10 protein-coding genes are annotated in these 10,233 nt (G+C 70.9%); 7 read left to right on the top strand and 3 right to left on the bottom strand.

The genetic code is table 11. The features are described 5' to 3' along the window. Window positions 1–94 precede the first annotated feature (94 nt). Window positions 95–1,693: a phytoene desaturase family protein gene (locus V5O40_RS27095; RefSeq protein ID WP_332908083.1), complete on the bottom strand. Its 1,599-nt coding sequence runs from the start codon at window positions 1,691–1,693 to the stop codon at window positions 95–97. Window positions 1,694–1,899: 206 nt separating this feature from the next. Here V5O40_RS27095 and V5O40_RS27090 point away from each other — a divergent pair, with 206 nt between their 5' ends. Beyond that, a complete protein-coding gene (locus tag V5O40_RS27090) occupies window positions 1,900–3,066 on the top strand; it encodes an alkaline phosphatase PhoX (protein WP_332908082.1) in 1,167 nt (388 codons plus the stop codon). Here V5O40_RS27090 and V5O40_RS27085 read toward each other — a convergent pair. Beyond that, window positions 3,036–3,878, bottom strand: a complete 843-nt coding sequence (locus V5O40_RS27085) for a YhjD/YihY/BrkB family envelope integrity protein (protein WP_332908081.1) — start codon at window positions 3,876–3,878, stop codon at window positions 3,036–3,038. The two genes, V5O40_RS27090 and V5O40_RS27085, sit on opposite strands and share 31 nt — an antisense overlap. Window positions 3,879–4,067: 189 nt before the next feature. On the opposite strand from V5O40_RS27085, the gene V5O40_RS27080 reads away from it, so the two are divergent. Next, the gene (locus V5O40_RS27080) at window positions 4,068–5,396 is read left to right on the top strand and encodes a hypothetical protein (RefSeq protein ID WP_332908080.1); all 1,329 of its coding nucleotides are present in this window, start codon (window positions 4,068–4,070) and stop codon (window positions 5,394–5,396) included. Beyond that, window positions 5,336–5,743: a hypothetical protein gene (locus V5O40_RS27075; RefSeq protein WP_332908079.1), complete on the top strand. Its 408-nt coding sequence runs from the start codon at window positions 5,336–5,338 to the stop codon at window positions 5,741–5,743. Before V5O40_RS27080 ends, V5O40_RS27075 begins: the two co-directional genes overlap by 61 nt. On the opposite strand, the gene V5O40_RS27070 is transcribed toward V5O40_RS27075, so the two are convergent. After that, window positions 5,736–6,029: a hypothetical protein gene (locus tag V5O40_RS27070; protein ID WP_332908078.1), complete on the bottom strand. Its 294-nt coding sequence runs from the start codon at window positions 6,027–6,029 to the stop codon at window positions 5,736–5,738. The genes V5O40_RS27075 and V5O40_RS27070 overlap by 8 nt on opposite strands. A gap of 6 nt (window positions 6,030–6,035) precedes the next feature. Here V5O40_RS27070 and V5O40_RS27065 point away from each other — a divergent pair, with 6 nt between their 5' ends. The 4 genes from V5O40_RS27065 to V5O40_RS27045 all read left to right on the top strand — a co-directional run bounded on the left by V5O40_RS27065 (window position 6,036) and on the right by V5O40_RS27045 (window position 10,232). Then, entirely contained in the window at window positions 6,036–6,836 is an 801-nt protein-coding gene (locus tag V5O40_RS27065) for a helix-turn-helix domain-containing protein (RefSeq protein WP_332908077.1), read from the top strand. 4 nt (window positions 6,837–6,840) lie between these two features. After that, a complete protein-coding gene (locus V5O40_RS27060; protein WP_332908084.1) occupies window positions 6,841–7,023 on the top strand; it encodes a DUF397 domain-containing protein in 183 nt (60 codons plus the stop codon). A gap of 747 nt (window positions 7,024–7,770) precedes the next feature. Next, the gene (gene dxr / locus V5O40_RS27050; RefSeq protein ID WP_332908076.1) at window positions 7,771–8,982 is read left to right on the top strand and encodes a 1-deoxy-D-xylulose-5-phosphate reductoisomerase; all 1,212 of its coding nucleotides are present in this window, start codon (window positions 7,771–7,773) and stop codon (window positions 8,980–8,982) included. Further along, entirely contained in the window at window positions 8,982–10,232 is a 1,251-nt protein-coding gene (locus V5O40_RS27045; RefSeq protein WP_332908075.1) for a M50 family metallopeptidase, read from the top strand. The genes dxr and V5O40_RS27045 overlap by 1 nt, the downstream gene beginning before the upstream one ends. The last annotated feature ends 1 nt before the right edge of the window (window position 10,233 follow it).

The raw sequence follows: 10,233 nt of genomic DNA, 5'->3' as shown, positions 1-10,233 counted from the left end.
GGGGGGTGGGGGGGGGGGGGGCGCCCGGCCCCCCCCCGGGGGTTGCCGCCCCCCCCGGGGGCGGCGCCCCCGGCGGGGCCCCCCCACGCCTCGCCTACCGACCGAGGTCGGCGAGGATGCGCTGGGCGGCGTTGTGGCCGGCGGCGCCGATGACGCTGCCGGCCGGGTGACAGCCGGCGCTGCCCGCGTACACCCCGTCGACGCCGGTGGCGTAGGGCATCCGGTCGGCGAACGAGACGGTGTTGTCGACGTGGTGGATGTGGCCGCCGGTGATGCCGAAGTGCCTCTCGATGCCGGGTGGCGGCAGCGGCACCGCGTCGGCGATCAGGTCGCCGGTGCCGGGCGCGTAGCGCTCGCAGATTCCGATCAGCTTTTCGACGTAACCGGGCAGCTCGGCGTCCCAGGTGGTGCCGGCCAACTCGTACGGCACCGACTGGACGAACAGCGCCGACGAGTGGTGTCCGGCCGGGTCGGCCAGCGACGGGTCGACGGTGGTGTGCAGGTACCACTCGATCGTCGGCTCCGCCGGCAGTCGCCCGGCGCGCACGTCGGCCCACATGGCGCGCAGCGCCGCCATCGGTGACTCGCCGGTGCCGCCGGCCAGCGTCGCCGAGCCGGGCAGCAGGTGGATGGTGGAGCCGAACGGGCTCGGTGCGCCCTCGGGCAGGCAGGAGAAGCGCGGCAGACCACGCAGCGCCAGGTTCAGCTTGAGGGTGCTGCCGGTGCGCCGGACCGCCGCCATCCGTTCGCCGAGCGTGGTCGGCAGCGCGCCGTCGGGGAGCAGCTCCATCAGCCGGTACGGGTCGCAGGCGCCGAGCACCACCTCGGCGTCGACCTGGCGGCCGTCGGCGAGCACCACGCCCCGGGCGGCACCCCCGTCGAGGGTGATCGCGGTGACCGGGGCACCCGTGACGATCCGCGCGCCGGAGGCCCGGGCCGCGTCGGCGAAGATCCGCGAGACGGTGCCCATGCCGCCCTCGGCGATCATCCAGGTGCCGCCCGAACCGGGCAGCCGGCACATGTTGTGCACCAGGAAGTTGTGCCCGGTGCCGGGGTCGTCGGGGCCGGCGTTGAGCCCGGACAGGCCGTCGGTGACCGCGTACATGCTGACCAGCAGCTCGGAGCGGAAGTCGAAGCGGGCCAGGTAGTCGGCGACGGAGCCGCGTACCAGGTCGACGAAGACCTGGCGCAGCGCGGGACGGACGTAGCGGTCGGCGGTCTCCTCGACGCCGAGCGGTTCGGCCAGCCAGGCCGGGGCGAGGTCCTCGCGCAGCGCGGCCAGCTCGGCCTGCAACGCCTCGTCGGCGGCGGCGTCGGCGGGGGAGAAGAACTCGGCGAGCTGCGCCCGGGTGGCCTCCGTGTCGGTGCCGAAGAGCAGGTACGGCGAGCCGACCCCGCCGGGGGTGGGCAGGAAGTAGTGCGGGTCGCGGCGCAGCACCGGGATCCGGACGTCGAGCGCGGCCAGCAGCTCCGGCGGCATCAGCCCGAGCAGGTACGACCCGGTGGAGTGACGCAGCTCGGGCACCTTCGGGAACGGGTTCTCGGTGCGCGTCGCCCCACCGATCACGTCGGCGGCCTCCAGCACCAGCACGTCCAGCCCGGCCCGCGCCAGCAGGATCGCCGACACCAACCCGTTGTGCCCCGCCCCCACGACCACCACGTCAGCCCGCCCGGGCACCCCACCACCCACCATCCCCGCACCCTAACCCGTACCCACCCCGCCGCACGCCTGTTGATCATGATGTTGGCGGCACCGTTGATCTCCGGGAGTGCCGCCAACCTCATGATCGACAGGGTGGAGGGTTTGGTTGGTGTTCATGGGGGAGTGGGTTTTGTCGATGAGGTGGGGTACCTAGCGTGGGTGGGGCCCGCCCCCGCCACCCCTGGGAGGTTCCCCTCATGGATCGTCGTACCGTGCTGCGCGCCACCGTCGCCGGCGGTGCCGCCGCCTTCTCCGGCAGCCTCTGGGCCGGTGCCGCGCTGGCCGCACCCGCCCAACCCGGCCCCGGCCCTTACGGGAACCTGCTGGCCGCCGACGCCAACGGCATCCACCTGCCCGCCGGCTTCAGTAGCCGGGTCATCGCCCGCTCGGGTCAGCGGGTCGCCGGCACCTCGTACGTCTGGCACTGGGCACCGGACGGCGGTGCGTGTTTCCCGGCCGGTGACGGCTGGATCTACGTCTCGAACTCGGAGGTGCCGCTGATCGGTGGGGCCTCCGCGGTGCGGTTCCGCGCCGACGGGTCGATCGCCACCGCGTACCGCATCCTCGGCGGCACCAACGTCAACTGCGCCGGTGGGGCCACCCCGTGGGGCACCTGGCTGTCCTGCGAGGAGGTGCCGCTGGGGCGGGTCTTCGAGACCTGGCCCGACGGCAGCCGCAGCGCCGAGGAACGCACCCGGATGGGCCGGTTCACCCACGAGGCGGCGGCCTGCGACCCGGACCGGCGGGTGATCTACCTGACCGAGGACGAGAGCGACGGCTGCTTCTACCGCTTCGTCCCCGACACCTGGGGTGATCTGCGCACCGGTCAGGTGCAGGTGCTGTGTGCCCCGGCCAACGCCACCTCCGGCCCGGTGACCTGGCAGAACATTCCGGACCGGGACGGCTTCCCGATCCCGACCCGCTTCCAGGTCGGCGCGGCGAAGCACTTCGACGGTGGCGAGGGCTGCTGGTACGACCGGGGTACCTGCTGGTTCACCACCAAGGGCGACAACCGGGTGTGGGCGTACGACGCGGTCAACCAGCGCATCGACCTGGCGTACGACGACTCGCTGGTGCCAGCCGGCACCGCCCCGCTGACCGGCGTCGACAACATCACCGGTACCGCGGGCGGGGACCTCTACGTGGCCGAGGACGGCGGCAACATGGAGGTCTGCGTGATCACCCCGGCCGGCGTGGTCGCCCCGTTCCTGCGGATCGACGGCCAGTCCTCCTCGGAGATCACCGGTCCCGCGTTCAGCCCCGACGGCTCCCGCCTCTACTTCTCCTCCCAGCGCGGCACCAGCGGCAACTCGACCGGGTCCGGCGGCATCACCTACGAGGTCACCGGCCCCTTCCGCCGCTGACGCCAGGCGGACAGGGCCAGGGTGGCGGAGTAGCCGGCCAGCACGATCACGTGGAACAGGTAGAGCCAGAGCAGGATCGCCACGGCGGCACCCACCTCGTCGAGCCCACCGAAGGGCACGCCCAGGTCGAGTGGCAACGAGGCGAAGAGCACGAAACCGTGCAGGAAGCCGGACAGGTTCGCCGCGGTGAAGGAGCCCATCCCCAGCGTGGCGAGCCAGTCCGGCGAGGCCGGCCCGACCACCCGGAAGACCCACATCAGCACCGGCGTGAGCACCAACCACACCGCCAGGAACGACAGCACCACGCCGAGCACACCGGCCCAACCACCGCGCCGGACCAGCCCGGTGGTGGTCGGCAGGGCCAGCAGGATCGACAGCAACAGCGCCGGGGCCGGTGCCAGCAGCGGCAGCAGCAGCAACCGGCCCCGCCAGCCGACGAGATGTTCGTCGGAACGGGGCGCGGCGACCGACACGAACGCCCGGCGCAGCCCCTCGCCGTACAGCGACGCCGGCAGCAGCGAGGCCAGGGCCAGCCACGGCGTCAGCCCGACCCCGGCCTCGACCAGCACGGCCACCGCGTGCGGCGCACCGATCGCGTCCGGCAGCGCCTCCACCGCGTACCCGGTGAGCCGCCGTACCTGGGACGCCCCCACCAGCAGCGAGGTGAGCCAGATCGCCAGCAGCGCCACCGGCACCACGGCGATCGCCCCGTAGAACGTGATCGCGGCGGCGTGCAGCGACAGATCCCGACCACGGACGGGGCGGAAGGCCGCCCTGCTGATCCGCTTCGTCCGCTCCCACGCACCGCCCATCGCGCTCCAGTTCCCCGTGATCCGCTTCGGCAACCGTCCTGTTGTCCGCGTTGCTCGACGAGCGCCAGGGGTGGCCGCGATGTGCTGGACAGATCGGCATGGATGCGGGTTTGAGGCTCGGGCGAGGCTGGAGTGTTATCAGCAGGGTCGACCGTGAGGCGCAGGCGCTCGCAGCATCACGGGGGAAGCATGGACACGTCGCAGCAGCATGTAACAGGCGTGGGCCGGTCGGGGGACAGGGCGATCGACAGCCTCCTGACCTGGCTGATCCATCCGGTGACGGTGGCGGCCACCGCGCTGCTGATCCTCAATGACCAGGTGCTCAAGGCGGCCTATCCCGGCTGGTTGACGGGAAAGCTCAGCGACGTCGCCGGACTGGTGATGGCACCACCGCTGCTGGCCGTCTTACTGGTGCTGCTGGTGGCCGGGTGCGGTCGACTGCCGGTGCGGCGGCATACGGTCCGGGGTGCTGGTCCCAGGTTTGGCCGCAGGATGGGCGACCTGCTGGCGGCCGGCTCGGTCCTCGTTGTCGGAGTGGGGTTCGCGGCGGTGAAGGCCACTCCGGAGGGGGCGGCCACGGCGTCCGCGGTGTGGAGCGTGGTGAACGGACCGTCGGTGATCCTGGCCGACGGCACGGACCTGCTGGCGTTGCCGGCGCTGGGGCTGGCCTGGTGGACGTGGCGTTCGGCGGTGGCCCGCCCGAGCCTGGCACGCTGGCTGCGGATGGTGGCGGTGCTGGTGGTGTTGCCGATCGCCGGGCTGGGCGTCGCGGCCACCTCAGCTCCCCGGTACGACGACGCTGTCGCCCTGTACGAGTGGCGGGACGTCGCCGTGGTGGGCATCGGCAACGCCTATCACGACTCCCGGGAGCCCTACACGTGGTGGATCGGCGCGGACGACGGAACGACGTTCTCGGAGCTGCCGGAGGGAGGCTACGAGCTGTTCTCCAAGCAGCCGCCACCGGCCGCGTCGGGGAAGGACTGTTCGGCGCGGGATCCGGGGCACTGCTTCCGGATCGTGCCGCGCCGCCTGGCGGTGCAGGAGAGCCGGGACGGTGGGGCCAACTGGCGCGTCGCCTGGCAGGTCGACGAGGATGCCCGGGAGCGACTCGGCACGGCGATACCCGGGCTGCGCGACGTGCAGGAGTACCTGTCGTCCCGCGCTTTGCTGGTGCGGGACCAGCCGGACGGCGGCGTGGTGGTGCTGGTGGCCAACGGCCGGGACGGCTTCGCCCGCCGCGACTCTGCCGGCCGGTGGGAGCGGATCGGCTTCGGGACCTTTGCCGGCGACGGCTTCCGGCACGAGCAACCGGCGAAAACGATTCCGAGCGTGGCCGACGCGACCGTCACGGCCGGCGGGCCGGTCGCCGTGCCGCTGTCGATCGCGGTCGGCAGCATGGTGGTGGGGTCGGCTGCGCCACGCTCCTGGTGCGGCGACACGGCTGGCCCCTGGTCCCGGTGGCGGCCTGCGTCGGCCTGCTCAACCTGCTGGGCCTCGCCGCCTTCGTCTGGTACGTGATGGCCGGTGCGAAGGAGGACCTGTTCCTGGCGTCCTTCATCATCGTGGGGTCGACCCTGGCGCTGACCGTGATGCCGGCCGGCATCATCGCGTTCGTCGCCGCCGTCGACCCCACGCTGCGGGCGACCGCCGGCCGGCTCTGCGCGGCTGGCCTGGTCGCCGGGGCGCTGGTGCCGCTGCCCTACCTGCTGAGACTGCTCGCGGGCTGGCCGCTCCAGAGCACGGCGACCAGCGCTGTCCTGGTGATCGCGGCAGTCGTGCTGCTGGTCGGTGTCCCGGCAGCCATCCGCCACGCCATCCGTCGCGTCCCGGCCCGCGGGATTGCCGAAGCGGTGTCGATCACGTGACGGTGCAGGGGCCGGCGTGGTCGTCGGGGCGGTGGCAGCGGTAAGGGCCGTCGAGTGGGGCGTCGCACCAGACTCGGGTACGCAGGCTTTGGTGGTCTTCTTCGCTGAGGGTGGTTTCGCCGAAGTCGATGACCATCAGGTGGCCGAGGGAGTCGCGCAGGGCCACAGCCAGCGCGGTGGCGTCGTCGAGGCTGGTCAGAGTGGTTGGTAGGTGGACGACCCGGGAAGCACCGTCCCGCGTAGGCAACTCGGCAGGTATTTGAGAGAACTTCGCGAAAACGCGCACGTAATCGTGGTCGCGGCCGCGAAGGAACTGGAATGGTCGACGCCGCGAATCTGGCGGTACGAAACCGGCCAGGTCCCCATGCACCCGAACGACGTGGAGGCCATGTGCCGGGTGTACGGCGCGACCCCCGAGACGATCAAGACGATGCGGTCGCTGGCCCGGGAGACAAAGGCGCACGGCTGGTGGCACAGCTACGGGGAGGCGATCGAGGACTGGTTCAAGCTGTACGTCGGCCTCGAAGCCGCCGCCACCAAGATCCGGAAGTACGAAGCCGATCTGATACCCGGCCTGTTGCAGACGGTCGAGTACATGCGCGAAGTAATCGCCCTCGACCAGCCGGACTTGAGTGAGGTGGAGCAGCAGGCCAAGGTGGACATCCGGTTGCGCAGGCAGCGGCTGTTGGCGCGGGCCGTGCCCCGGGCTCCGTACCTGGAGGTCATCCTGAGTGAGGCGGTGCTGCGTCGGCCGCTGCGTGACCGGGCGGCGATGGCCCGGCAACTCGACGCCCTGGTGGTGACCGGTGAGCGGCACAATGTCAATCTCCGGGTGCTGCCACTGCACGCAGGACTGTTCCGTTGGGGCGACACCGGTGCCTTCACCATGCTCGACTTCCCCATCGATGTCCGAGAGCCGGACCCGACCACCATTTACATGGACGGCCCGTGCGGCGCGGTCTACCTGGACAAGCCGCACGAGATCCAGACCTACGAGGAAGCGTGGCGCTCGCTCGGCGAGCGGGCGCTCGACGTCGATGACTCCCGTGAGCTGATCACGGCGATCGCAAAGGAGATGACCCATGAGACGTGACGGAGTGTGGCGCACGTCGTCCTGGTCCGGCAGCAACGGTGACTGTGTCGAGGTGGCCGGCTTTGTCGATGCGGTAGGCGTACGCGACAGCAGGGACCGGCAGGGCGCGGAGCTGAGCTTCGACGCGACGAGCTGGACCCGGTTCGTCGCCGCCACCCGCGCGGGCCGCTTCGCCCCCCGCGCCTGAACCTGGCATGAACCGCCCGGTGCCGACCGAACCCGGTCGGCACCGGGCGGTGCCTTCGCAGCGCCGGGCCGGTCAAAGCACAATCAGGAATCCGGTTCGGTGGAATTGTGGTCCCTACGGCGCGGGGTGGCTGCCGGATGGCCGCGGGCGGCCATCACCTCGCGCCAAGCCGCCACGCTGCTCAATGCTGCCCATTCTGGACGTCGTCCCGGGTCGCCCTCACGCCATCGACCTGCTGCCGGGTCTGGTCACGGTCGCGGCGGTTCTCCGCCAGGCGGTGGCCGAGGGCTGCTGCGCGTAGTTCGTGCTTACCTGCCTCGACGGCTCGCTCACCGCCTGCTCGATCGACGTGTTCGGAACGGATGTCCTCCCACCGCTTGTATCTGCCCATCGGCGACCTTCTCCTCAGCGTGGGTCTTGGCATATCCCGATGCTGACCTTGCAGGTGACGGCCGTGCGCGGTGCCGGGGTGACATGGAATATGAAATCTTGGACATTTTCCGTTAGCTCCTAACGGAAAATGTCCAAGATTAGCTGCGAGTCCTAGGTTTTGACCCGTTGACGCTGTGCAAGGTTGACGGCGTGCAGTGGGAGAAGAGTGCATCGGCCTTTGATGTTTCGGGCCCGCCCCCGACTCGCGGTGGACAGCGAGCGCTGGGCTTCCTGTGGGTGGGAGCCCTTCCGCTACCTCAGGCGCGACAAGGTGCCCTTCCGGGCACCGGAGGGCGGTGGGGAAGAATGGGCGGCGTGACGTCCCCCCGTGATCTTGTGCTGCTGGGTTGTACCGGGTCGATCGGTACGCAGGCCATCGACATCGTTCGGCGCAACCCGGAGCGGTTCCGGGTGGTGGCGCTGGGTGCCGGTGGCGGCAACATCGGGCTGCTCGCCGCCCAGGCGCTCGAACTCGGCGTCGACGTGGTCGGGGTGGCCAAGGCGTCCGCCGCGCAGGATCTCCAGTTGGCGTTCTACGCCGAGGCGAGCCGGCGGGGCTGGGCCAGCGGCGAGTTCAAGTTGCCCAAGATCGTGGCCGGGCCGGAGGCGATGACCGAGCTGGCGCAGTGGCCGTGTGACGTCGTACTCAACGGGGTGGTGGGGTCGCTCGGGCTGGCGCCGACGCTGGCCGCGCTGCGCGCCGGGCGTACGCTCGCGCTGGCCAACAAGGAGTCGCTGGTGGCCGGCGGCTCGCTGGTCAAGGGCGCGGTGACGCGGCCGGAGCAGATCGTCCCGGTGGATTCGGAGCACTCGGCGCTGGCCCAGTGCCTGCGCGGCGGCACCCGGGGTGAGGTACGCCGGCTGGTGGTGACCGCCAGCGGTGGGCCGTTCCGGGGTAGGCGGCGCGACGAGTTGACGGCGGTCACGCCGGAGCAGGCACTCGCCCACCCGACCTGGAACATGGGGCCGGTCGTCACGATCAACTCGGCGACCATGGTCAACAAGGCGCTCGAGGTGATCGAGGCGCACGAGCTGTTCGACGTGCCGTACGCCGACATCACCGTGATGGTGCACCCCCAGTCGGTGATCCACTCGATGGTCGAGTTCGTCGACGGGTCGACGCTGGCGCAGGCCAGCCCGCCGGACATGCGGCTGCCGATCGCCCTGGGTATCGGCTGGCCGGACCGGGTGCCCGAGGCCGCCGCCGCCGTCGACTGGACCACGGCGCACACCTGGGAGTTCGCGCCGCTCGACGACGAGGCGTTCCCGGCGGTGGCGCTGGCCAAGGCGGCCGGGGAGGCGGGCCGGTGCCGGCCGGCGATCTACAACGCGGCGAACGAGGAGTGCGTGGCGGCGTTCGTCGCCGGGCGGCTGCCGTTCCTCGGCATCGTCGACACGTTGCAGCGCGTGTTGGAGGAGGCTCCCGATTTCGGCGAACCGGGTACCGTCGAGGACGTACTCGAAGCCGAGTCGTGGGCGCGCGCACACGCGCAGGAGATCATCGCTGCTGCGGTGGAAGGAGCTTGATGTCGTTCGCGTTCGGGGTGGTGCTGTTCGCCCTCGGCATTCTCGTCTCGGTGAGCCTGCACGAGGCCGGGCACATGCTCACCGCCAAGGCCTTCGGCATGAAGGTCACCCGCTACTTCGTCGGCTTCGGCCCCACCATCTTCTCGTTCAGGCGCGGCGAGACCGAGTACGGCCTCAAGGGCATCCCGCTCGGTGGCTTCTGCAAGATCGTCGGGATGACGCCGCAGGACGACGACGTCGAGCCCGGTGACGAGAAGCGGGCCATGTGGCGCTACCCGGTGTGGAAGCGCACCATCGTGATGTCCGCCGGGTCGGTCACCCACTTCGGGTTGGCGATCTTCGCGGCCTGGCTGGCCGCGATGACCTTCGGCCTGCCCAACCCCGACCGCCCGACCACCGAGGAGCAGATCCGCGCCGAGCCGGCGGTGATCGCTCTCCAGGACTGCGTCCTGCCGGACACCACCTACCGCGAGTGCACCCCGAGTGACGCCGCCAGCCCGGCCGCCGCCGCCGGGCTCCGCGACGGCGACCGGATCACCTCGTTCAACGGCACCCCGATCACCAACTACGGCGACCTGCTCACCGTCCTGCGGACCGCCAGCCCGGGTGCCACCGCCACCATCGGCTACGAGCGCGACGGCCAGACCGGCACCGTCGAAACCGTGCTGGGCACCACCAAGCGCCCCCCGATCGACAACCCCGACGGGCCGGTCACCGACGTTCCCGCGCTCGGCATCGGGCTGATCATCAGCACTCCCGGTTTGGTCACCTACGGCCCGGTGGAGGCGGTTGGCGCGACCAGTTCCTTCATCGGCGACATGGCGGTGGCCACCGCGCAGGCGTTGCAGCGGCTGCCGGAGAAGATCCCCGCGCTGTGGACCGCCATCACCGGCGGCGAGCGGGACATCGACACCCCGATCAGCGTGGTCGGTGCCAGCGTCCTCGGCGGTGAGGCGGTCGCCAACAACGCCTGGGAAATCTTCGTCATGCTGTTCATCTCGCTGAACTTCTTCATCGGGGTGTTCAACCTGCTGCCGCTGCTGCCGCTGGACGGCGGCCACATCGCCATCGCCTGGTTCGAACGGGCCCGCTCCTGGGTGTACGCGCGGCTGCGCAAGCCCGACCCGGGCCGGGTGGACTACTTCAAGCTGATGCCCTTCACGTACGTGGTGATCCTGATCGGTGGGGTGTTCACCCTGCTCACCATCACCGCGGACGTGGTCAACCCGATCACCCTCTTCCCAAAGTGAG

The organism is Micromonospora palythoicola, assembly GCF_036689795.1.
Lineage (GTDB): Bacteria > Actinomycetota > Actinomycetes > Mycobacteriales > Micromonosporaceae > Micromonospora > Micromonospora palythoicola.
The sequence above is the reverse complement of the archived record's forward strand: the minus strand, read 5'-3'. Positions and strand labels throughout refer to the sequence as shown.